18 protein-coding genes are annotated in these 21,991 nt (G+C 70.0%); 13 read left to right on the plus strand and 5 right to left on the minus strand.

The genetic code is table 11. The features are described 5' to 3' along the window. The first annotated feature begins 37 nt into the window (after positions 1–37). Genes RA210_RS13510 through RA210_RS13530 form a run of 5 tightly spaced genes read left to right on the plus strand, consistent with a single transcriptional unit; the run spans position 38 to position 6,887 of the window. The gene (locus RA210_RS13510; protein WP_201486800.1) at positions 38–1,744 is read left to right on the plus strand and encodes an FAD-dependent oxidoreductase; all 1,707 of its coding nucleotides are present in this window, start codon (positions 38–40) and stop codon (positions 1,742–1,744) included. Positions 1,745–1,755: 11 nt separating this feature from the next. Further along, positions 1,756–3,459: an FAD-binding protein gene (locus RA210_RS13515; RefSeq protein ID WP_201486801.1), complete on the plus strand. Its 1,704-nt coding sequence runs from the start codon at positions 1,756–1,758 to the stop codon at positions 3,457–3,459. Between the two features lie 14 nt (positions 3,460–3,473). Continuing rightward, complete coding sequence (locus RA210_RS13520; protein WP_201486802.1) at positions 3,474–4,235, plus strand: glucose 1-dehydrogenase; 762 nt, start codon at positions 3,474–3,476, stop codon at positions 4,233–4,235. A gap of 2 nt (positions 4,236–4,237) precedes the next feature. Then, the gene (locus RA210_RS13525; RefSeq protein ID WP_201486803.1) at positions 4,238–5,266 is read left to right on the plus strand and encodes a ferredoxin--NADP reductase; all 1,029 of its coding nucleotides are present in this window, start codon (positions 4,238–4,240) and stop codon (positions 5,264–5,266) included. 16 nt (positions 5,267–5,282) lie between these two features. Further along, the gene (locus RA210_RS13530; protein WP_201486804.1) at positions 5,283–6,887 is read left to right on the plus strand and encodes a FadD3 family acyl-CoA ligase; all 1,605 of its coding nucleotides are present in this window, start codon (positions 5,283–5,285) and stop codon (positions 6,885–6,887) included. A gap of 33 nt (positions 6,888–6,920) precedes the next feature. Here the strand turns inward: RA210_RS13530 and RA210_RS13535 are convergent, their stop codons facing one another. The 5 genes from RA210_RS13535 to RA210_RS13555 all read right to left on the minus strand — a co-directional run bounded on the left by RA210_RS13535 (position 6,921) and on the right by RA210_RS13555 (position 12,444). Next, positions 6,921–7,325: a LysE family translocator gene (locus RA210_RS13535; RefSeq protein ID WP_168772499.1), complete on the minus strand. Its 405-nt coding sequence runs from the start codon at positions 7,323–7,325 to the stop codon at positions 6,921–6,923. A 220-nt stretch (positions 7,326–7,545) separates the two neighbouring features. Beyond that, positions 7,546–8,016: a nuclear transport factor 2 family protein gene (locus tag RA210_RS13540; RefSeq protein ID WP_136489536.1), complete on the minus strand. Its 471-nt coding sequence runs from the start codon at positions 8,014–8,016 to the stop codon at positions 7,546–7,548. A gap of 64 nt (positions 8,017–8,080) precedes the next feature. Further along, positions 8,081–10,210, minus strand: coding sequence for an FAD-dependent oxidoreductase (locus RA210_RS13545; RefSeq protein WP_201486805.1), 2,130 nt, complete (start codon positions 10,208–10,210; stop codon positions 8,081–8,083). 54 nt (positions 10,211–10,264) lie between these two features. Further along, positions 10,265–11,095, minus strand: coding sequence for an alpha/beta fold hydrolase (locus RA210_RS13550; protein WP_136489538.1), 831 nt, complete (start codon positions 11,093–11,095; stop codon positions 10,265–10,267). 14 nt (positions 11,096–11,109) lie between these two features. Next, positions 11,110–12,444, minus strand: coding sequence for a spinster family MFS transporter (locus RA210_RS13555; protein WP_201486806.1), 1,335 nt, complete (start codon positions 12,442–12,444; stop codon positions 11,110–11,112). Positions 12,445–12,622: 178 nt separating this feature from the next. Here RA210_RS13555 and RA210_RS13560 point away from each other — a divergent pair, with 178 nt between their 5' ends. The 8 genes from RA210_RS13560 to RA210_RS13595 all read left to right on the plus strand — a co-directional run bounded on the left by RA210_RS13560 (position 12,623) and on the right by RA210_RS13595 (position 21,986). Beyond that, positions 12,623–13,360 carry an SDR family NAD(P)-dependent oxidoreductase gene (locus RA210_RS13560; RefSeq protein WP_201486807.1) on the plus strand — a complete coding sequence of 246 codons (738 nt, stop codon included), beginning with the start codon at positions 12,623–12,625 and terminating at the stop codon, positions 13,358–13,360. Positions 13,361–13,373: 13 nt separating this feature from the next. Next, positions 13,374–14,147 (plus strand): SDR family NAD(P)-dependent oxidoreductase, encoded by a 774-nt coding sequence (locus RA210_RS13565; protein WP_201486808.1) that lies wholly within the window; start codon positions 13,374–13,376, stop codon positions 14,145–14,147. Between the two features lie 70 nt (positions 14,148–14,217). Then, positions 14,218–14,850, plus strand: coding sequence for a nuclear transport factor 2 family protein (locus RA210_RS13570; protein WP_201486809.1), 633 nt, complete (start codon positions 14,218–14,220; stop codon positions 14,848–14,850). Between the two features lie 10 nt (positions 14,851–14,860). Then, positions 14,861–15,934 (plus strand): alkene reductase, encoded by a 1,074-nt coding sequence (locus RA210_RS13575; protein WP_201486810.1) that lies wholly within the window; start codon positions 14,861–14,863, stop codon positions 15,932–15,934. A gap of 36 nt (positions 15,935–15,970) precedes the next feature. Continuing rightward, complete coding sequence (locus RA210_RS13580; RefSeq protein WP_201486811.1) at positions 15,971–17,830, plus strand: long-chain-acyl-CoA synthetase; 1,860 nt, start codon at positions 15,971–15,973, stop codon at positions 17,828–17,830. Next, a complete protein-coding gene (locus tag RA210_RS13585; protein ID WP_136489545.1) occupies positions 17,823–18,908 on the plus strand; it encodes an MBL fold metallo-hydrolase in 1,086 nt (361 codons plus the stop codon). The genes RA210_RS13580 and RA210_RS13585 overlap by 8 nt, the downstream gene beginning before the upstream one ends. A gap of 70 nt (positions 18,909–18,978) precedes the next feature. Further along, on the plus strand, positions 18,979–20,574 hold the full coding sequence (locus tag RA210_RS13590; protein ID WP_201486812.1) for a DUF1302 domain-containing protein: 1,596 nt from the start codon (positions 18,979–18,981) through the stop codon (positions 20,572–20,574). Between the two features lie 200 nt (positions 20,575–20,774). Next, positions 20,775–21,986 (plus strand): thiolase family protein, encoded by a 1,212-nt coding sequence (locus RA210_RS13595; RefSeq protein WP_201486813.1) that lies wholly within the window; start codon positions 20,775–20,777, stop codon positions 21,984–21,986. Positions 21,987–21,991 lie beyond the last annotated feature (5 nt).

Below are 21,991 nucleotides of genomic sequence, written 5' to 3' on the forward strand. Positions count from 1 at the left end.
ATTCGGCTCGACCACCACGGCAAAGGACACGAAAACAATGACAACACAGGTTCGGCCCCAATCCGCCTACGACGTGATCGTCGTCGGCTCCGGCGCAGGCGCCATGTCGGCGGCGGTGGTCGCTGCCGACCAGGGCCTCTCGGTGCTGGTCGTCGAGAAGAGCGACAAGTACGGCGGCACCTCGGCGATCTCCGGCGGCGGCATCTGGATCCCCAACAACCACTACTTCGCCGAGAAGGGTGGCAAGGACAGCTACGACAAGGCGCTGACCTACCTGAAGGCCTCCACCGAGGGCAAGATCGACGAGGAGCGCCTGCGCGCCTACCTCGAGTACGCGCCGCGGATGATCCACTACCTCGAGACCCGTAGCCGCGTGCGCTACGCGGTGGCCGAGAAGTACCCGGACTACTACCAGCACCTGCCCGGCTCGCTGCCCGGCGGGCGCAGCCTCGACCCCGAGCTGTTCGACACCAGCCTGCTCGGCGACGAATACGAGCACATGCGCAAGCCGTCGCCGACCACCCTGCTGATGGGCTGTATCGCCTGGACCGCGCGCCACGCGCACAAGGCGATGTCCCGCGAGTTCGGCTGGCGGCTGATGATTCTCGGCCTGATCGCCCGCTACAAGCTCGACTTCAAGTGGCGGCGCAAGACCAAGATGGACCGCCGCGCCGCCCTCGGCGCCTCGCTGATCGCCGCGCTGCGCCGTTCGCTGATGGACCGCGACGTGCCGCTGTGGCTGAACACCGACTTCCGTGAGCTGGTGGTGGAGAACGGCCGGGTCACCGGCATCCAGGTGGTGCGCGAAGGCCAGAAGATGACCCTGCAGGCGCGTCGCGGGGTGATCTTCGGCTGCGGCGGCTTCGAACAGAACCAGGCGCTGCGCGAGAAGTACCTGCCGCAGCCGACCCGCGTCGACTGGAGCGCCACTCCGCCGGGCAACAACACCGGCGCCGCGCTGGAGGCCGCGCAGGCCATCGGCGCCGCCACCGAGCTGATGGACTGGGCCTGGTGGGCACCGACCATCAAGGTGCCGGGTGAAGAGAAGCCGCGCGGCATCTTCGCCGAGCGCGCCTTCCCCGGCGCCATCGTGGTCAACGGCCTGGGCAAGCGCTTCGTCAACGAGGCGGCGCCGTACCTGGAGTTCGTCGACGCCATGTACAAGGAGCACCAGAAGGACGCCAAGAGCATCCCGGCCTGGGTGATCTTCGACGCCCACTACCGCTTCAACTACGCCATGGGCCCGCTGATGCCGGCCCAGGTGTCGCCGGACAGCCGCCTGCGCAAGGAGTGGCTGAACACCGTGTACTGGAAGGCCGACAGCCTCGACGGCCTGGCCCGGCAGATCGGCGTCGACCCGGCCGGCCTGGATGCCACCGTCAAGCGCGTCAACGAGTTCGCCCGCACCGGCGTCGACGCCGACTTCGCCCGCGGCGGCAACGTGTTCGACCGCTACTACGGCGACAGCAACGTCAAGCCCAACCCGTGCCTGGCGCCGATCGCCAAGGGGCCGTTCTACGCCATGCGCCTGGATGCCGGCGACATCGGCACCAAGGGCGGCCTGCTGACCAACGCCAACGCCCAGGTGCTGCACGAGAACGGCCAGCCGATCCCCGGCCTGTACGCCATCGGCAACACCTCGGCCTCGGTGATGGGCACCAGCTACCCGGGCGCCGGCGGCACCCTCGGCCCGGCGATGACCTTCGGCTACATCGCCGCCCGGCACATCGCCGCCAGCGCCTGAGGAGAGCGGTCATGAAGCACGATGCGATTTCCACCTGCACCGACATCCAGCTGCCGCTGCAGGTGGCCGATGCCAGCAGCCTGCAGTGGGACGATCAGTGCGACGTGCTGGTGATCGGCTGGGGCGCGGCCGGCGCCTGCGCGGCGCTGGAGGCCCGCGCCCGGGGCGCCGACGTGCTGGTCGCCGACCGCTTCACCGGCGGCGGCGCCAGCGCCAAGAGCGGCGGGGTGGTGTATGCGGGCGGTGGCACTCGCCAGCAGCGCGACGCCGGCTACGCCGACAGCCCCGAGGCGATGTTCGACTACCTCAGGCACGAGACCCAGGGCGTGATCGGCGACGCCACCCTGCGCCGCTTCTGCGAGTCCAGCGCGGCCAACCTGGCGTGGCTGGAAGGCCACGGCGCCCGCTACGCGCACAGCATGCCGCCGGGTGGCGGCAAGACCTCCTATCCGCCGGATGGCTACTTCCTCTACTACTCGGGCAACGAGATGGTGCCCTCGCACCGTGGCCAGCATCCGCCGGCGCCGCGCGGGCACCGTACCGTGGGCAAGGGCCAGTGCGGCGCGGTGCTCTACGGCCACCTGCAGCGCGCCTGCCTGAAGGCCGGCGTGCGGCCGCAGACGCAGTCCGCCGCGCGCCGCCTGGTGCTGGACGCCCGGGGCCGGGTGATCGGCGCCGAGCTGTGGTGCCTGCCGGCCGGCAGTGCGGCGGCCAGGGAGCACGCCAGGCTGGCCGCTCGCGCCGAACGACTGCAGAACTTCGCCCCGAGCTACTGCGACGGCCTGCGCCGCAAGCTGGCGCGGATCGAGCAGCAGCACGCCAAGCCGCGCCTGGTGCAGGCCCGCCGCGGGGTGATCCTCAGTACCGGCGGCTTCATCTTCAACCGGGCGATGATCGGCGAACACGCGCCCAAGTACCGGCGCAACTTCAAGGTCGGCGCCACCGGCTGCGACGGCAGCGGCCTGCGCCTGGGCCTCTCCGCCGGGGCGGCCAGCGACCGCCTGCAGCAGGTCTCGCCGTGGCGCTTCATCAACCCGCCGCTGTGCTGGCCGAAGGGCATCGTGGTCAACACGGCTGGCCAGCGCTTCGTCAACGAGGAAGTCTACGGCGGCACCCTCGGCTATCCGCTGTGCGAGGAGCAGGGCGGCAAGGCCTGGCTGGTGCTCGACGCCCGCCTGCGTCGCCAGGCCATCAAACAGGCGCTGTTCGGCGGCTATTGGTGGTTCCAGAGCGTGCCGGCGCTGGCGCTGATGCTGCTCAAGGTGCGCAAGGGCCGCACCGCCCGCGAGCTGGCGGGCGTCACCGGCATGCAGCCGGCGCTGCTCGAGGAATCCTTGCGCGCCTACAACGCCGCCGCCCGCGGCACAGCGCCGGACCCGGTCGGCAAGTCGGAAAGCAGTCGCCAGGTGCTCGACCAGGGGCCGTTCTACGCCTGCGACATCTCGGTGGGCAACCCGATCTTCCCGCTCGGTGCGCTGACCCTCGGCGGCCTCAAGGTCGACGAGGACAACGGCGCGGTGCTCGACGGCCAGGGCCAGGCCATTCCCGGCCTGTATGCCGCCGGGCGCACCGCCATCGGCATTCCCTCGCACCTCTACATCAGCGGCCTGTCGCTGGCCGACTGCGTGTTCTCCGGCCGCCGCGCCGGCGAAGCGGCGGCCCAGGCGAACCACACCACGACCACCCGGGCAGCGCCAGCCGGCGCGCCCGCCTGAACGAGGAGACGAACATGACAGGACGGGTACAGGACAAGATCGCCCTGGTCACCGGCGGCGCCAGCGGCATCGGCCGCGCCATCGTGCAGGCGCTGGTGGGCGAGGGCGCCCGGGTGCTGATCAGCGACCTCAACGCCGACGCCGGGCAGGCGCTGGCCGACGAGCTGGGCCATGCGGCCAGCTTCGTCCGCCACGACGCCGCCAGCGAGGCCGACTGGAACGCGGTCGCCGAACTGATCCGCGAGCGCTACGGCCGCCTCGACGTGCTGGTCAACAACGCCGGCATCCTGCTCAAGGGCAGCATCGAGGAGAGCAGCCTCGCCGACTGGCACAGGCTGCTGCGGGTCAACGCCGACAGCGCCTTCCTCGGCTGCCGCATGGCCGTCGCGCTGATGAAGGACAGCGGCGGCGGTTCGATCATCAACGTCTCGTCCATCGCCGCCCTGGCCGGACGCGACGACTACGCCGCCTACGGCGCCTCCAAGGGCGCGGTGGCCGCCCTCAACCGCGCGGTGGCGGCGCACTGCCGCCGGCAGAAGTACCGCATCCGCTGCAACTCGCTGCACCCCGACGGCGTGCTGACGCCGATGACCGTCGCCAGCTACCCGCCGGGCATCGACCCGGCGAAGTTCACCATCGACAGCGACCCGATGAACCGCATGTGCCTGCCCGAGGACGTCGCTTCCGCCGCCCTGTACCTGGCCAGCGACGAGTCGCGCGCCATCAACGGCATGGAACTGCGCATCGACAGCGGCCAGTTCGTCATGAGTATCTGAGCATGAACAGTCCCGAATACATCTCCCTGCGCGTGGCGCAGGTCATCGAGGAAACCGCCGACGCCCGCTCGCTGGTGTTCGAGGTGCCGGCCGCGCTGGCCGAGCAATTCAAGTACAAGCCGGGGCAGTTCCTCACCCTGCGCATCCCCTTTGAGGGCAGCTGGCTGCCGCGCTGCTACTCGCTGTCCAGCACGCCGCTATTCGACGAACCGCTGCGCGTCACCGTCAAGCGCGTGCGCGACGGCCGCGCCTCCAACTGGCTGTGCGACGTGCCCAAGGCCGGCGACGCCATCGAGGTGATGGCGCCGGCCGGGGTGTTCGTGCCGCGCAGCCTGGACGGCGACTTCCTGCTGTTCGGCGGCGGCAGCGGGGTCACCCCGGTGCTGTCGATCCTCCGTTCGGTGCTGCATGCCGGCTCCGGCCGCGTGCTGCTGATCTACGCCAACCGCGACGAGGCCTCGGTGATCTTCCGCGACGAGCTGAAGGCGCTGGCGAGCGCCCACCCGAGCCGCCTGCAGGTGATCCACTGGCTGGACTCGGTGCAGGGCATCCCCGCCGTCGAGCAGCTCGCCGAACTGGCGCGGCCGTTCAGGCAGGCCGAGGCCTTCATCTGCGGCCCCGGACCGTTCATGGACGCCGCGGTCGCTGCGCTGCACAGCCTCGACGTGCCCAACGCCAAGGTCCACGTCGAGCGCTTCGTCTCGCTGCCCGGCGAGGGCGAGCAGGGCGAGGCGGTGGTCAGCGAGGCGGCGGTGGCCGCGCGCCTGGAGGTCAGCCTCGACGGCGCCGAGCACGCCCTCGACTGCGAACCCGGCGAGACCCTGCTCGACGCCATGCGCCGCGCCGGCGTGCGCGCGCCGCACTCCTGCCTGGTCGGCGCCTGCGCCTCATGCATGTGCACGGTGGAGCAGGGCGAGGTCGAGCTGCTGCGCAACGAGGCCCTCGACCAGCAGGAACTGAACGAAGGCTGGACCCTGGCCTGCCAGGCCGTGGCCACCAGCGCGCACGTGCGCGTGCGCTTCCCCGACTGAGATACGGATGGCCGAGATGACCGATATTCCGCTGACCACCCCGGCCGCCGAGGGCGTGCCGCCGACCATTCCCGCACTGGTGTTCGCGAGCGCGCGCCGCCACGCCGGGCGCTGCGCCCTGGCCGACGGCGAGGTGCGCATCGACTACGCCGAGCTGCCCGAGCGGGTGCTCGCAGTGAGCCGCGCGCTGATCGCCGCGGGCATCCAGCCCGGCGACCGCGTCGCCGTGTGGGGGCCGAACCGCCACGACTGGATCCTCGCCGCGCTGGGCATCCACTGCGCCGGCGGCGTGCTGGTGCCGATCAACACGCGCATGAAGGGCAACGAGGCCGCCGACATCCTCGAACGCAGCGGCACCCGCCTGCTGTTCTGCGTCGGCCAGTTCCTCGGCATCGACTACCCGGCGATGCTCGAACCCCACCGCCCGGCCAGTCTCGAGCGCGTGGTGGTGCTGCCCTGCGAGGCGCCCTCGGATCATGGCGACCTGAGCTGGCAGGGCTTTCTTGCCGCCGGCGAGGTGGTCGACATGGACGAGGCCCAGGCGCGCGCCCTGACCGTGCGCCCGGACGACCTGTCCGACCTGCTGTTCACCTCCGGCACCACCGGCAAGCCCAAGGGCGTGATGAGCGCCCACGGCCAGAACCTGCGCGCCTTCGCCGAATACGTGCAGGTCATCGGCCTGCGCCCCGGAGACCGCTACCTGATCGTCAACCCGTTCTTCCACGCCTTCGGCTACAAGGCCGGCTGGCTGACCTGCCTGCTCGGCGGCGCGACCATCCTGCCGCACCCGGTGTTCGACGCCGAGGCGGTGTTCCAGCGCATCGAGCGCGACCGCATCACCGTGCTGCCCGGCCCGCCGACCCTGTACCTGTCGATGCTCGCCCACCCGAAGCTGGCCGAGTCCGACCTGTCCAGCCTGCGCATCGCCGTCACCGGCGCTGCGACCATCCCGCCGGTGCTGGTCGAGCGCATGCGCCGCGAGCTGGGCTTCGCGGTGGTCACCACCGCCTACGGCCTCACCGAGTGTGGCGGCCTGGCGACCATCTGCGACCCGGCCGACGACGCCGAGACCGTGGCCACCACCTGCGGCCGCGCGCTGCCCGGCACCGAGGTGCGCATCGTCGACGGCGATAACCGTGCGCTGCCGGCGGGCGAGGCGGGCGAGGTGTGCCTGCGCGGCTTCCACGTCATGCAGGGCTACTTCGAGAACCCGCAGGCCACCGCCGAGACCATCGACGCGGATGGCTGGCTGCACACCGGCGACGTCGGCACCCTGGATGCGCGCGGCTACCTGCGCATCACCGATCGCCTCAAGGACATGTTCATCGTCGGCGGCTTCAACTGCTATCCGGCGGAGATCGAGGCCGGCCTGCTCGAACACCCGGCCATCGCCCAGGTCGCGGTGATCGGCGTGCCCGACGAGCGCATGGGCGAGGTCGGCTGCGCCTGCGTGGTGCTGCGCCCAGGGCAAGAGCTCGACGAACCCGGGCTGATCTCCTGGTCGCGCCAGCGCATGGCCAACTACAAGGTGCCGCGCCTGGTGCGCTTCTTCGAGGCGCTGCCGGTGAATGCGTCGAACAAGGTGGTGAAGGGGGAATTGAGAGGAGTGGTTGCCGGCTAATGGCCTGCCTGTAGCCGGTGGAATAGCCACCGGCTACAGGCAAACGACAGTCGCGCAACGCTGCATTTGGCGCAATTCAACGATGTTGTATGCGAACCCCAGCACCGCGATGGCGAGCAGGATCATCGCCGAGACGAGCGATATCGTCCTGTGGTACCGCTTTGAAACGACCCTGCCTAGGAAAAAGATGTAAGCCCCGAGAACCAGCAGATCCACGGCAATCCAGATCGCCGAGAGCAGGATCATGCTGCGTTCGACCGAATCGGTCACCCCGATGAACTGTGGGAAGAAGGACACGAAAAAGATAATGTCCTTGGGGTTGGAGATCCCGATCAAGAGACCGGAAAGGAATCCATCACGTGTGGTTCTCCGGCCGCCTTCTTCGAGGATCGCGCAGGCCGCCAGCCATCCGATATAAAGGCAGCCGGCAAGGCTCACCAGGAGCAATGTCTTCTGGCTCAGGGCCGGCGTTTTTCAAGGTAGTTGTCGCGTCGACCGTGTTTTCAGGCCGCCTGTTTCAGCGGCTGTTGCTCTTGCTCCCGCTCGGGGTTGAGTGACACCGCCCCGACTACGAAGCACTGCTGCCGTGGAACTGCACGCCAGCGACGACAATGTAATGCACCAACTTCATCGTCGGCAGATGGGGTTTATGGAGCGCTTACCAAGAGCCCGGCATCGCTCCCCTGGACTGCACCGTTGGCGATGCTCGCAGATGCCTGCTCAGGTCGCCGGTCAGGTCCAGCCGGTATTCCCGTGCGCTGAAACACCATTGCCCGTCGAGGCGCGCGAAGCGATCCAGGTAGCGGCCGCTGGCGATGGCCTGCAGCGCCATCTGCTCGGTCGCCTGGAACACCGTGTAGCAGGAGCGCGCGGTCGCCGTGCCCGCTGCCTCGTCGATCTCGAGTATGGGGTTGGAAATCAGGTGACGCGTGCGCGGGGTGCCGCAGGGATAGAGGACGATGATCCGCCGCCACAGGGCGAGCAGGCCGGCGTGGTCCAGCGTGCCGTTGCCGCCAGCCTCGATGCGCGCATGGCGGAACAGCGCGGCGGCCTCCTCGAGGTGTCCAGCGTCGATGGCTTCGGCGTAGCGGTGCAGCAGGTTGGTGATGGCGAGGGCCGAGTCGGTCATCGCAAAGATCCCCCGAGAAAATGAAGGATGGACGCTGCGGGGAGTTCCCGCAGCGTCCGCAGGCTCAGACCGCGCAGCCGGCGCGCAGGCCGGAGGCCATGGCGCCCTCTATGTAGCCCAGCTCGTTGCTGTCGCCCAGGCGGGTGACGGCGAAGCCATCGGCTTCCAGCGTGCGCGCCAGGCTGTCGTCCGGCTCGGCGCCGGTGGCCAGCACCACCGAATCGGCGGCCACCTCGACGCTGCCGCCGTCGGCATTGCGATAGGCGACCTTGCTGCGGCCGATGGACTGGACCTCGACGCCGGTGAGCAGTTGCGCCTGGTGCTCCTGCAGGCCGTGCAGCACCCGCCAGCGGCGCACGATGGCCAGTTCGCGGCCGAGGCTCGGGCCGCTCTCCAGCACGCAGACCTCGCGTCCGCGCTCGATGAGGAACTCGGCCAGCTCCAGGCCGACCAGGCCGCCGCCGACGATCACCACGCGCTTGCCCAGCGGCATCCACACGTGGGAGAGCTTCTGCATGGCGGAGGTCGAGTCGGTGACGCCGACCAGGCTGCCGGCCTTCATCATCGCCCGCTGGGTCAGCGACAGTTTGCGCCTGGCGATCTCCTCGGCGCGGTCGCCGGTGAGCAGGCGGCGCAGCTCGTCGCCACTCCACACGTGGTCCTGTTCGGCGCCGGGGATGGCCGGCGCGGCGCGCCGTGCGCCAGTGGCGACCAGCACCGTCTCGGCGCCCAGCTCGCGCAGCAGCTGCGGGGTGGCTTCGCTGTTGTAGCGCACCTCGATCGGCAGGTTGCGCACCTGCTCCACCAGATGGTCGAGCAGGCGGCCGTTCTCGGCGTAGGCGAGGGCGGCGAAGAACAGCGTGCCGCCCAGGCGGTCGCTGCGCTCCAGCAGGGTGACGCGGTGACCGCGCAGCGCGGCGACGCGCGCCGCCTCCATGCCGGCCGGGCCGCCGCCGACCACCACCACGTGGCGCGGGGTGGCGGTCGGGACGATGACCAGCTCGGCCTCGTGGCCGGTGCGCGGATTGACCGCGCACTTGACCCGCTGGTTGATGAAGATCTGGCTGACGCAGACGTAGCAGTAGATGCACGGGCGCACGTCCTGCGGCCGGCCGGCGATCAGCTTGTTGGGCAGTTCGGGGTCGGCCAGCAGCTTGCGCGCCATGGCGACGAAGTCGTACTGGCCGCGGGCGATGCCCTGGTCGCCGACCTCGGGCTCGACGCGGCCGACGGCGATCACCGGGATGCCGACTTCCTTCCTGATCGCCGTCGCCCACTCCAGGAAGCCGCCCGGCTGCTGGACCAGCGGCGCCTCGGTGAAGGCCACGCCCTCGGTGACCGCGGCGTAGGCCGACACGCTGACGGCGTCGGCGCCGGCCGCCTCGGCCATCACTGCCACGGTCTTGGCGTCCTCCAGGGTGATGCCGCCGGGGGTGCGCAGCTCGTAGGCGTCCAGGCGCAGCCACACCGGGAAGTCGGCGCCGACCCGTGCGCGTACCGCGGCCAGCACCTCCATGAGCAGGCGCGCGCGGTTCTCCAGCGGGCCGCCGTATTCGTCGTCGCGCTTGTTGAAGTAGGCGGAGAGGAAGCCGGCGATGATGTAGTTGTGCGCGGCGTGGATCTCCACGCCGTCGAAGCCGGCACGCTTGGCGCGCTCGGCGGCGGCAGCGAACCACTCGACCATCTGCGCGATGTCTGCCTTGTCCATCACGCGGATCGCGGCGCCGCCTTCGCGGCGCTTGCTGGAGCTGACAAAGGTGCCCAGCTCCTCGCGGGTCAGCGCCGCCATCATGTTGGTGTTGAGCGCCGGCGGGATCGACGGCACCCAGATCGGCCGGCCCTCGGCCATGTCGCGCACGGCGACCTTGCCGGCGTGCTGCAGCTGCATGGCGATCTTGGCGCCGTGCTTGTGCACGCGAGCGGCCAGGGCGGACAGGCCGGGCAGGAAGTCGTCGCTGGATACGCCGACCTGGTAGGGCTCGGCGGTGCCTTGCGGATAGGCGATGGAGCACACGCCCATGATCAACAGGCCCGCGCCGCCGGCGGCGCGCGCCTCGTAGTAGGCCTGGATGCGCTCGCCGCAGTGGCCGTCGGCCTCGGCGAAGTTGGAGCCCATCGGCGCCATGACGATGCGGTTGCGCAGTTCGAGCTTGCCGATGCGCCCGGGGGCGAGCAGGTGGTTGAAGCTGGTCATAAAAGGATCGTCCCTAGCTGGCCGGTGGTGGCGGTGCCACCCCGGCTCGATTGTTCAGGCTTCGCCGAGGAAGTCCAGGCAGCTGCGGTTGAACAGTTCGGTGTGCTCGACCTGCACCCAGTGGCCGCAGCGGTTGAGCAGCAGGCAGCGCGCCTGCGGGGTGTTCTCCAGCAGCTTGAGCGCACCGCCGACCGGGTTGAAGCGGTCGACCGTACCCCAGAAGGCCAGCACCGGGCAGGTCAGCTCGCCGAGGCGTTCGGTCATGTTGGCCACGCGCATGCCGGCGAACAGGCTGCGCGGCTGGGTGGCGGCCACCGCGGCGCGCTCGGCGAGCAGGGTGTCGTCGAGCAGAGCCGGGTCGAACAGCTGCAGGGTCATCACCTGGCGCATCTCTTCGACGCCCATGGGGCCGGCGCTGTAGACCTCGACCATGCGCTGGATGCCTTCCATCTGGAAGTAGGTCTCTCGCTCCTCGAGGCCGCCCGGGGCCATGAGGATCAGCTTTTCCACGGTCTGCGGATGGGCCAGCGCCTGGCCGAGGGCAATGGCGCCGCCCAGCGAGTTGCCGACCAGGGTGCAGCGCTGGATGCCGACGGTGGCGAGGAAGGCGTTCAGCGCGGCGACGAAGAATTCCAGGCAGTACTCGGTGTCCTCGGGCTTGTCCGAGCGGCCAAAGCCGGGCAGGTCGAGGACGATATTGCGGTAGCCGGCGGCGGCGAACACCGGGTAGTTGGCCTTGAAGTTGCTGTAGCCGCTGGCCCCGGGGCCGCTGCCGTGCAGCCAGAGCACCACCGGGCCCTGGCCCTCGTCGAGGTAGTGCAGGCGCAGGCCGTCGGGAAGGGTGGCGAAGTGGCCGAGGGGCAGCGGCAGGTCTTGTGCGGACATGGGTTATCTCCTGATCAGGCGGTAGCGGTGGTGGCGCCGGAGGCGGCGCTGGAGGGCGACGGCTGGCCGAGCAGCTGGCGGCGGTAGCGCGGCAGGGCCAGGACGAGGAACAGCGCGGCCAGCACCAGCAGCGACATCGAGGCGGCCAGCGAGTAGCGCAGCGCCTCACTGCCAGCGATGGGGGTGAAGTAGTCGCTGAGCATGCCGGTGACCAGCGGGCCGAGGCCGACGCCGAGCAGGCTCATGCCCATCACGAAGATCGAGGTGGCCTGGGCCAGGCGGTTGGCCGGGAACAGGTGGCTGATCGCGCCCAGGCAGGGGGTCGCCCACCAGGTACCGAAGAAGCCGAACGGGATGTAGAACAGGAAGGCCATGGGCACGCCGATGCCGAAGGCGCTGAAGGCCACGCCCTCGGGCCAGAGGAAGTAGGCCAGGCCGAAGGGGATGCTGAGCAGGGTGCCGAGCAGCGGCACGCCTATCTGCCAGCCGCAATCGCGGCGCGCCATGCGGTCGGTGACCCAGCCGCAGACGAGGGTGCCGATGGCCGAGCAGCTGCCGCCGACCACGCCGACCAGGATGCCGGCTTCCTTGATCGACAGGCCATGGGAGCGGATCAGGTAGCTCGGGCTCCAGGTACCGATGGCGTAGCCGGCGATGGCGGCCGCCGAGCCGGTCAGCACGATCCACATGAAGCCCGGGGTCTGCAGCAGCAGGCCGAGGGTCTGCAGCCAGCTTTCCTGGTTGCGGCCGGCGCCGGCCGGCGCGACCGTTTGCGGCGCGCGCACCGTGGCCCACAGCAGCAGGGCGAGGAAGATGCCCGGGGCGCCAAGGACCACGAACGCGGCGCGCCAGCCGTAGTGCTGGGCGATCCAGCCGCCGAGGCCGAGGCCGAACACCGCGCCGAGGCTGGAGCCGAGCATCAGCACCGAGATCGCGCTGGAGCGGCGCTGCGGCGGGTAGAGGTCGGAGACCATCGCCACCGAGGGCGCGGTGCCGCCGGCCTCGCCGATGGCCACGCCGATGCGCGCCAGCAGGAGGAACAGGAAGCTGCCGGCCAGGCCGCAGAGCATGGTCATCACGCTCCAGCCGATGCAGGCCATGACGATCACCGGCTTGCGGCCGATGCGGTCGGACAGCCGGCCGAGCGGGAAGCCGAACAGGGTGAAGAACAGCGCGAAGGTCAGCCCCGAGAGCAGGCCGATCTGGGTGTCGGAGATGGCGAACTCGGCCTTCACCGGTTCGATGAGGATCGCCATCAACTGCCGGTCGATGTAGTTGAACACGTAGATGACGGTCAGTACCGCCAGGGCGTAGTGGCTACGCCAGGTGACACGCACAGGTGAGTTCACGGGCAGGTCCTCTTGTTGTTCTTCTGCAGAAGTTGAGCGAGAGGCTCCGCTTTGCCCCCCGTCACGGGCATCGTCAAATCGGACGATGCCCCCCCGCCGCCCGCCGCCAATCATGAGCCCCGTGGTCGCTGCGGGACTTCCCCCGCCGCGCCGAACATTCGCTTGCGGGAGAACGCACATGAAGCTGGTGAACAAGGTGGCCTTCGTCACCGGAGCGGGGCAGGGCATGGGGCGGGCGATGGTGCGCCGCTTCGCCGAGGAGGGCGCCGTAGTGGTGGCGGCGGACATCAACCTGGATGCCGCGCGCGCGACCATCGAGGGCCTGGCCGGTGGCAGCGCCCTGGCGCTGGCCTGCAACGTGGCCGACAGCGCCTCGGTGGCGGCGGCCATGGCTGCCGTGGTCGAGCGCTTCGGCCGTATCGACGTACTGGTCAACAACGCCGGCATCGGCTCGGTCGATGCCTTCCTCGATACCCCCGACGAGAACTGGCAGCGCGTCATCGGCGTCAACCTCACCGGCGTGTTCCTGTGCAGCCGCGAGGCCGCGCGCCTGATGCACCAGGGCGGCGAGGGCGGGGTGATCGTCAACCTGTCGAGCACCGCCGCCATCTCCGGCGAGGGGCCGAGCCACTACTGCGCCGCCAAGGCCGGCGTGATGGGCCTGACCCGCAGCCTGGCCCGCGAACTGGCGCCCAGCCGGATCCGCGTCAACACCATCGTTCCCGGCCCGACCAACACCCCGATGATGGCCGGCATCCCCGACGACTGGATGCAGAGCATGGTCAAGGCCATCCCGCTCGGGCGCATGTGCGAGCCGGCCGAGATCGCCGCCGTGGCGGCCTTCCTGGCCAGCGACGACGCCAGTTTCATCACCGGCCAGAACATCGCCGTCAACGGCGGCATGGCCTTCATCTGAGGAGGGGAGAACGATGACAGCACGTCTTGCAGGCAAGGTCGCCTTCATCACCGGCGGCAGCTCGGGAATCGGCGAGGCCACCGCCCACCGCTTCGCCGAGGAAGGCGCTACCGTGGTCATCTGCGGCCGCCGCGCCGAGCCGCTGGAAGCGGTGGTCGCGGCGATCCGCGACAAGGGCGGCAACGCCGAGTGCGTGGTCGCCGACGTCAGTGACGAGCAGGCCTTCGTCGCCGCCATCGAGGCGGCGGCCCAGCGCCACGGCCGCCTCGACATCTTGGTCAACAACGCCATGGCCTACAGCTGGGGTGCCATCACCGGCACCGACACCGCCACCTGGCACGGCAACTTCTCCACCACCGTGGACGGCACCTTCTGGGGCACCCGCACCGCGATGCGCCTGATGCAGCAGCAGGGCGGCGGTTCCATCGTCAACCTGGCGTCGATCTGCGGCCTGTTCGGCACCGCCTGGATGGCCGGCTACTCGGCGGCCAAGGCCGCGGTGATCAACTTCAGCCGCGCCGCCGCCTCCGAGGGCGCCGCCGCCAACATCCGCTGCAACGTGGTGATCCCCGGCGTGGTCGCCACCCCGGCCACCGCGGGCATGCTGGCCGACGACAAGGGCCGCGCCAACACCGAGAAGCTGATCCCGATGCGTCGGGTCGGCAAGCCGGTGGAGCTGGCCAACGCCATCCTGTTCCTCGCCTCCGACGAAGCTTCCTACGTCACCGGCGCCTGCCTGACCGTGGACGGCGGGCGCAGCTCGGACCTCTACACCGTACTCGAATAAGGCCACGCGCCCCCCCGCGCGCGGCGGCTGGCCCGCGCGGGGCCGAATCACCCGCAGCAAGGGCACCCCAATGGACAACAACAACAGCCTCGCCGCGCGCCTGGACCGCCTCGAATCCATCGAGGAAATCCGCCAGCTGGCCGGCAAGTATTCGCTGTCGCTGGACATGCGCGACCTCGACTCCCACGTCAACCTGTTCGCCCCGGACATCCGCGTCGGCCGCGACAAGGTCGGCCGCGCCCACCTCAAGAGCTGGCTCGACGACACCCTGCGCAACCAGTTCGACGGCACCTCGCACCACCTCGGTCAGCACATCATCGAGTTCGTCGACGCCGACCACGCCACCGGCGTGGTGTATTCGAAGAACGAGCACGAGACCGGCCCCGAGTGGGTGATCATGCAGATGCTCTACTGGGACGACTACGAGCGCATCGACGGCCGCTGGTACTTCCGCCGCCGTCTGCCCTGCTACTGGTACGCCACCGACCTCAACAAGCCGCCGATCGGCCAGCGCAAGATGCGCTGGCCCGGCCGCGAGCCCTATCACGGCACCTTCCACGACCTGTTCCCCTCCTGGAGCGAGTTCTGGGCCGCGCGCCCGGACAAGGAAACCCTGCCCGAGGTCGCCGAGCCGGCGCCGCTGGAAGGTTTCCTCGCCACCCTGCGCCGCGGTGCCGGTGCTCCGAAGATCCGCGTGCGCTGAGGAGGCCACCATGAATCCGCTGTTCCAACCCGCTCGCCTCGGCGACATCGAACTGGCCAACCGCGTGGTGATGGCGCCGATGACGCGCAGCCGCGCCGCCGCCGACGGCATGCCGACCCTCGACATGGTCGAGTACTACGCCCAGCGCGCCAGCGCCGGCCTGATCGTCGCCGAGGGCACCGCACCCTCGGCCGCCGGTCTCGGCTACTGCCGCACCCCGGGCATCTACAGCGCCGCGCAGATCGCCGCCTGGCGCGGCGTCACCCAGGCGGTGCACGCCGCCGGCGGGCGCATCGTCCTGCAGCTGATGCACGTCGGCCGGGTCGCCAGCCACCACAACAAGCCGGCCGGCGCGCCGACCGTGGCGCCCTCGGCGCTGCGCGCGCGCACCCAGCTGTTCAGCGACGTTGCCGGCATGGTCGACACCGACGAGCCCGTGGAGCTGAGCACCGCCGAGGTCCAGGAGGTGATCGCCGAGTTCGCCCAGGCCGCGCGCAATGCCCGCGCCGCCGGCTTCGACGGCGTCGAGCTGCACTGCACCAGCGGCTACCTGCCGATGCAGTTCATGGCCGAAGGCAGCAACCAGCGCACCGACCAGTACGGCGGCAGCGTGGAAAACCGCGTGCGCTTCCCCGCCGAGGTGCTCGCCGCCATGGCCGAGGCCATCGGCCCGGGCCGGGTCGGCCTGCGCATCTGCCCCGGCAACCCCTACAACGACAGCGTGGACAGCGATCCGGCCGCCACCGCGGCGGCGCTGCTCGACGCCATCGCCCCGCTGGGCCTGGCCTACCTGCACGTGATGCGTTCGCCGGTCGCCGGGCTGGACGCCTTCGCCCTGGCCCGCGCGCATTTCCCGGGCGCGCTGATCCTCAACGACGGCTTCGACGGCCACAGCGCGCGCCAGGCCATCGAGGCCGGGCAGGGCGAGGCGGTGTCCTTCGCCCGTCACTACATCGGCAACCCGGACCTGGCAGAGCGCCTGCGCGTCAACGCACCGCTGGCCGGCTTCGACCGCGGCTCGCTGTACACCGCAGGGCCGCGCGGCTACCTCGACTACCCGCGCTGGCCGGTGCCGGCGCAGTGAGCGCGGCGACCCGCCAGCCCATTCAAGGGGAACGACATGAACGATCGCATTGATGCGCAGACCGTGGCCGCGCTGGACGCCGCCCCGGTGCCCCGCGAGGTCACCCAGGCGCGGCTCGACCGCCGCGCCGCGGCCAGCGCGCTGGTCAAGCCGCGCGACCTCTACACCATCGCCGACCGCCTCGAGCAGCAGGCACAGTGCCTGGCCACACAGACCATGCTGATCTACGGCGGCGAGCGCTACAGCTACGCCGAGGTGGACGCGCGCGCCAACCAGGTGGCGCACGCCGCCCTGGCCCGCGGTCTCAAGGCCGGCGACGTGTGCGCGCTGGCCCTGGAGAACCGCCCGGAGTTCTTCTTCGCCTGGTTCGGCCTGGTCAAGCTCGGCGTGGTGGTGGCGCCGCTCAACACCCACGTCAGCGGCAAGCCGCTGGCCCACGCGCTGGAGAGCACCGGCGCGCGCGCCGTGCTGGCCGGCGAGGAGTGCCTGGCCAACTTCGCCGCCACCGAGAATCTGCCGCAGGTGCCGCTGTGGCTGGTGCCGGACGCCGAGAAGCCGGCCTCTGCCGAGCTGCGCGCGCTGGCCGACGAAGGCTTCGCCACCGAGGTGGCGGCTGCCTCGCGCCAGGCGCCGCCGCGCGAACTGCGCGAAGGCATCACCGCCGAGACGCCGAGCCTGCTGATCTTCACCTCCGGCACCACCGGCCTGCCCAAGGCGGCGCGCTACAGCCACATGCGCTGGATGAGCTCGGGCGACGTGATGGTGGAGACCCTCGAGGCCACCCCGGCCGACGTCTTCTACTGCTGCCTGCCGCTCTATCACGGCGCGGCGGCCACCTCGGTGACCTCCACCGCACTCAAGGCCGGCGCCGCCATCGTGGTGCGCCGGCGCTTCAGCGTGCGCGAGTTCTGGAACGACGTGCGTCGTAACGGCATCACCGTCCTGCAGTACATCGGCGAGATCTGCCGCTACCTGCTCAACCTGCCGGAAGACGAGCGCGACCGCGAGCACAGTCTGCGCGCCATGCTCGGCGCCGGCCTGTCGCCGGAATCCTGGCAGCGCTGGATCGAGCGTTTCGGCCCGGTGCAGGTCTTCGAGGGCTGGGGTTCGACCGAGGCCAACACCAACCTGATCAACGTCGACAACCGCATCGGCTCCTGCGGCCGCGTGCCCTACTGGGAGAAGACCAACTTCCGCCTGGTGCGCTTCGACGTGGAAAGCGAGTCGCACCCGCGCGACGCCAACGGCTTCTACCTGCTGTGCCAGCCGGGCGAGGTGGGCGAGGCGATCGGCTACATCGTCAACCACCCGGACATCGGCGGCGGCCGCTTCGAGGGTTACACCTCGGCCGAGGCCACCGAGAAGAAGATCCTCCGCGACGTGTTCCAGAAGGGCGACGCCTACTGGAGCTCCGGCGATCTGCTGCGCTACGACGAGGACGGCTACTTCTACTTCGTCGACCGCATCGGCGATACCTTCCGCTGGAAGAGCGAGAACGTCTCGACCATGGAGGTGGCCGACGCCCTTGCCGACTATCCGGGTCTCGAACTGATCAACATCTACGGCGTGCAGGTGCCGGGTCAGGAGGGGCGCGCCGGCATGGCCGCGGTGCTGATGCAGGACGGCCACGCATTCGACCCGGACAGCTTCTACGCGCTGACCGAGGCGCGCCTGCCGCGCTACGCCACGCCGGTGTTCGTGCGCGTGTCGCCCGCGGCCGACCTGACCAGCACCTTCAAGCTGCGCAAGGTCGACCTGCAGCGCCAGGGCTACGCCCCGGACGCCTTCGAAGACCCGCTGTACGTGCGCGACGACGCAGCCGGCACCTACCGGCCGTACTCGGCCGAAGCGCTGGCCGCCATCGGTCTGGCGCCGTTCGGTGCCACCCATGGCTGACCTCGACCACAACGGCCACGAGCTGAAGGCCGGCCTGCGCTTCCCCTGGGTGGCGCCGCCGGCCAACGGGCAGACCCTGGAGGTGGCGCCCGGCGTGCTGTGGCTGCGCATGCCGCTGCCGTTCGGCCTCGACCATATCAACCTCTATCTGCTGCGTCACGGCGACGGCTGGGTGGCGGTGGACAGCGGCCTGTGCACCGAGCAGAGCCGTTCGGTGTGGGAAGAGGTGCTGGCCGGCGTGCTGGAGGGCCGGCCGCTGCAGGCGCTGATCTGCACCCATTTCCACTACGACCACAGCGGCCTGCTCGGCTGGCTGGCCGAGCGCTTCCGCTGCCCGGTGTACATGACCCACGCCGAGTACCAGGCGATCCACGTCGCGCCGCCGCGCAGCGACGAGCCGGACTGGGCCTTCCACCAGTTCTACCGGCTGGCCGGGCTGAGCGAAGAGGATTCGGCGGCCTTCCTGCCCATGATCCGCCAGGAACATTTCCGGCCGACGCCGCCGGCCGCCTTCCGCCGCCTGAAGGAGGGCAGCGTGCTGCCCATCGGCGGGCGGCGCTGGCAGGTGGTGGTCGGCCGCGGTCACTCGCCCGAGCACGCCTGCCTGTACTGCGCCGAGGACGGCCTGCTGATTTCCGGCGACCAGGTGCTGCCGCGCATCACCCCCACGGTCGGCGTCGCGGTCGACGAGCCGGACGGCGACCCGCTGCGCGACTGGCTGGAGTCGATCGAGCGCCTCGGCGAACTGCCCGACCGCGTGCTGGTGCTGCCGGCCCACGAGCGGCCGTTCCACGGCCTGCACACGCGTCTCGGGCAGTTGCGCGAGCACCACCGCCGCCACCTCGATCAGGTGCTGGAGCGCTGCGCGCAGCCGTGCACGGCAGCCGAGCTGATGGTCGAGCTGTTCCCGCGGCTGAAGAGCCGCTTCGACGAGCTGATGGCCATCGGCGAGACCCTGGCCCACGCCAACTACCTGATCGGCGAAGGGCTGCTGCTGCGCGAGGAGCAGGCGGGCGTGCACCGCTACCGCTGTGTCCGGCCCGAAGAGACGACCGGCGAACTCTCTAGTCCTTTTTGACGACGAGTTCGGACGAGCGAAGTCTGGAAACTCGACGCGGCCGGTTGGCCTTCATTAGGAGAGAAGCAGCATGCACAATAAGAAAAATCCACGTTGCACCACCCTGGTTGCCCAGAGCTTCCCGCTCATGGGGCTGGCCGCCGCCATCGCCATGGCCAGCGGCGCCGCCCATGCCGGGGAGACCATCGAGTTCGACAACGGCGCCACCCTCGACTGGACCATCACCGCCAACTACGGCATCGGCATGCGTACCGAGTCGCCCGACAGCGCGCTGATCGACGGCCCGCTGACCACCAACATGGACGACGGCAACCGCAACTTCGACAAGGGCAGCCTGGTCACCAACCGCGTCGGTGCGCTGGCCGAGCTGATCCTGCGCAAGGACGACTACGGCGCGGTGCTGCGCGCCAGTACCTTCTACGACGACGTCTACCACCAGTCCAACGACAACGACGCCCCGGGCCGGGTCAACAAGTTCGGCGCCCACGACGAGTTCACCAGTGACGCCAAGCGCTACAGCGGCGGGCGCAGCCGCATCCTCGACGCCTACCTGTTCAGCGGCTGGCGCACCGAAGGCGGGCAGAGCATCGACGTCAAGGCCGGCAGGCATGTGGTGTCCTGGGGCGAGAGCCTGATCTTCCCGGGCGTGTCCGGCGCCCAGTCGCCGGTCGACGTGGTCAAGGCCTCGCTGCCGGGCATCGAGGCCAAGGAAGTGCTGCTGCCGATCGGTCAGGTGTCCGGCCAGTGGAGCCTCAACGAGTCGTTCAGCCTCGGCGCCTACGTTCAGTACGAGTGGAGTGGCAACGAACTGGCGCCGGCGGGCAGCTACATGTCCACCAGCGACGTCACCGGTCCCGGCCGCGAGCTGCTGCGCGCCGGTGCGCTGTCGATCCCCTACCTGAACACCAACGAGCCGCGCGACAGCGGCCAGTGGGGCCTGCAGATGCGCTACCGGCCGACCGCCGACCTCGAGCTGTCGCTGTTCCGCATCAACTACCACGACCGCAACCCGTCGGGGGTTTCCATCAGCTTCCCGCCGGCCGGTCCGCTGGGCTACGAGGTCAACTACTTCGAGGACATCCACCTCACCGGCCTGAGCTTCTCCACCAAGATCGGCGACACCCAGGTCGGCGGCGAATGGTCGTACCGCGACGGCGCTCCGGTGAACGTACTCACCGCCGGCGGCCCGCAGGCGACCAAGGGCAAGGGCCAGCAGATGCAGCTGTCGTTCATGCGCATCCTCGGCGACCGCCCGTGGGCCAGCCAGACAACCTTCATGGGCGAGGTGGTGCACGTGCGGGTCGACGACGTCGATGCGCTCAACGGCGCCGACGACTACACCTTCAAGACCGCCTCGGCATGGAAGAGCAAGACCGCCACCGCCTACTCGCTGGTCGGCGTGTTCAACTACCCGGGCGTGTTCACCGGCTGGGACCTGGACGTGCCGGTGCGCTTCTCCCACGTCGTGGAAGGCGCCACGCCGATGTCCGGCACCATTTCCGGCGCCCAGGGCGACCGCCGCATGACCGTCGGCACCACCTTCAAGTACATGGGCAATCTGGAGGTGGCGCTGGCCTACAACGCCTTCCTCGGTGAGGCCGACCCGATCAAGCGCCAGCTGGCCGATCGGGACTACGCGACCCTGTCGCTCAAGTACTCGCTGTGATCCACCGGCCGGGCAGCAGGGGCTGCCCGGTCCGTTCATGGCTTACGGGCCACTGTAGGGGCGAATTCATTCGCCCGGATGCCCCGCCAGGCGAACGAACTCGCCCCTACAGGGCCCGGTCTAGTCGATTCAAACGATTCGCGCGGGGTACGACTGCGGCATAGTGTCCGCAGTCACGCCCTGCGCCAGTGGAGACAACCATGGGACTCAAAGGCAACGCCGCCATCGTCGGGGCGGCCCAGTACAAACCGGAGAAGTACGCCACCGCGCCGCGCATGTTCCATCTGGAACAGGTGGCCGACCTGGCCGCGCGCGCCCTGGCCGACGCCGGCCTGCATGCCTCGGATCTCGACGGCCTGGTGATCAACGGCCCGCAGTTCCACGAGGCCTCGGTGTTCGTCCCGGCGATGGCCGCCGAATACCTGGGCATGAAGCTCAACTTCGCCGAGGTGGTCGACCTCGGTGGCTGCACCTCGGTCGGCATGGTCTGGCGCGCCGCCGCCGCCATCGAGCTGGGCCTGTGCCAGGCGGTGCTCTGCGTGCTGCCGGCGCGCATGGCGCCGTTCGGCCCCGATGAGGACCCGAGCTGGATGGCCCGCGCCATGCGCTTCGGCGGCCACAGCACCGCCTTCGGCGCGCCCGAGGCGGAGTTCGACCTGCCTTACGGGCACATGGGCCAGAACACCGGCTACGCGATGATCGCCCAGCGCTACGCGGCGCAGTACGGCTACGACGCCGAGGCGATGGCCAAGATCGCCGTGCAGCAGCGCTTCAACGCCCAGTTCAACCCCGACGCCATGTTCTACGGCCAGCCGCTGACCACCGAGCAGGTGCTGGCCAGCAAGAAGGTTGCCGACCCGCTGCACGTGCTGGAGATCGTCATGCCGGTCGCCGGCGGCGCGGCGCTGATCGTCGCCTCCAAGGAAGTCGCCGCCCGTGCACGCAACCGCGGCGCGGTGGTCACCGGCTTCGGCGAGCATCTGGAGTTCAAGTCGCCGTCCTACGCCGACGACATGACCCGCACCCCGGTCGGCCCGGCCTCGGACCGCGCCTTCGCCATGGCCGGCCTGAGGCCCGCCGACATGCACGCGGCGCAGATCTACGACTGCTACACCATCACCGTGCTGCTGACCCTCGAGGACGCCGGCTTCGCGCCCAAGGGCGAGGGCATGCGCTTCGTCCGCGAGCACGACCTGACCTGGCGCGGCGACTTCCCGATGAACACCCACGGCGGCCAGCTCAGTTTCGGCCAGGCCGGCTCGGCCGGCGGCATGTCGCAGGTCATCGAGGCCTTCCACCAGATCGCCGGCCGTGCCGGCGACCGCCAGCTTGCCCGCTGCGATAACGTCTACGTCTCCGGTACCGGCGGCGTGATGAGCGAGCAGGGCGCACTGATTCTCCAGGGAGCATGAGCGAG

Source organism: Pseudomonas sp. OF001 (assembly GCF_904426495.1).
GTDB lineage: Bacteria > Pseudomonadota > Gammaproteobacteria > Pseudomonadales > Pseudomonadaceae > Geopseudomonas.

Coding starts and splice junctions, on each gene's coding strand:
- RA210_RS13575 (WP_201486810.1), top strand. CDS start 14,861: ATGAATCCGCTGTTCCAACCCGCTCGCCTCGGCGACATCGAACTGGCC.
- RA210_RS13520 (WP_201486802.1), top strand. CDS start 3,474: ATGACAGGACGGGTACAGGACAAGATCGCCCTGGTCACCGGCGGCGCC.
- RA210_RS13585 (WP_136489545.1), top strand. CDS start 17,823: ATGGCTGACCTCGACCACAACGGCCACGAGCTGAAGGCCGGCCTGCGC.
- RA210_RS13595 (WP_201486813.1), top strand. CDS start 20,775: ATGGGACTCAAAGGCAACGCCGCCATCGTCGGGGCGGCCCAGTACAAA.
- RA210_RS13590 (WP_201486812.1), top strand. CDS start 18,979: ATGCACAATAAGAAAAATCCACGTTGCACCACCCTGGTTGCCCAGAGC.
- RA210_RS13580 (WP_201486811.1), top strand. CDS start 15,971: ATGAACGATCGCATTGATGCGCAGACCGTGGCCGCGCTGGACGCCGCC.
- RA210_RS13540 (WP_136489536.1), bottom strand. CDS start 8,016: ATGACCGACTCGGCCCTCGCCATCACCAACCTGCTGCACCGCTACGCC.
- RA210_RS13560 (WP_201486807.1), top strand. CDS start 12,623: ATGAAGCTGGTGAACAAGGTGGCCTTCGTCACCGGAGCGGGGCAGGGC.
- RA210_RS13545 (WP_201486805.1), bottom strand. CDS start 10,210: ATGACCAGCTTCAACCACCTGCTCGCCCCCGGGCGCATCGGCAAGCTC.
- RA210_RS13565 (WP_201486808.1), top strand. CDS start 13,374: ATGACAGCACGTCTTGCAGGCAAGGTCGCCTTCATCACCGGCGGCAGC.
- RA210_RS13530 (WP_201486804.1), top strand. CDS start 5,283: ATGACCGATATTCCGCTGACCACCCCGGCCGCCGAGGGCGTGCCGCCG.
- RA210_RS13550 (WP_136489538.1), bottom strand. CDS start 11,095: ATGTCCGCACAAGACCTGCCGCTGCCCCTCGGCCACTTCGCCACCCTT.
- RA210_RS13570 (WP_201486809.1), top strand. CDS start 14,218: ATGGACAACAACAACAGCCTCGCCGCGCGCCTGGACCGCCTCGAATCC.
- RA210_RS13515 (WP_201486801.1), top strand. CDS start 1,756: ATGAAGCACGATGCGATTTCCACCTGCACCGACATCCAGCTGCCGCTG.
- RA210_RS13525 (WP_201486803.1), top strand. CDS start 4,238: ATGAACAGTCCCGAATACATCTCCCTGCGCGTGGCGCAGGTCATCGAG.
- RA210_RS13510 (WP_201486800.1), top strand. CDS start 38: ATGACAACACAGGTTCGGCCCCAATCCGCCTACGACGTGATCGTCGTC.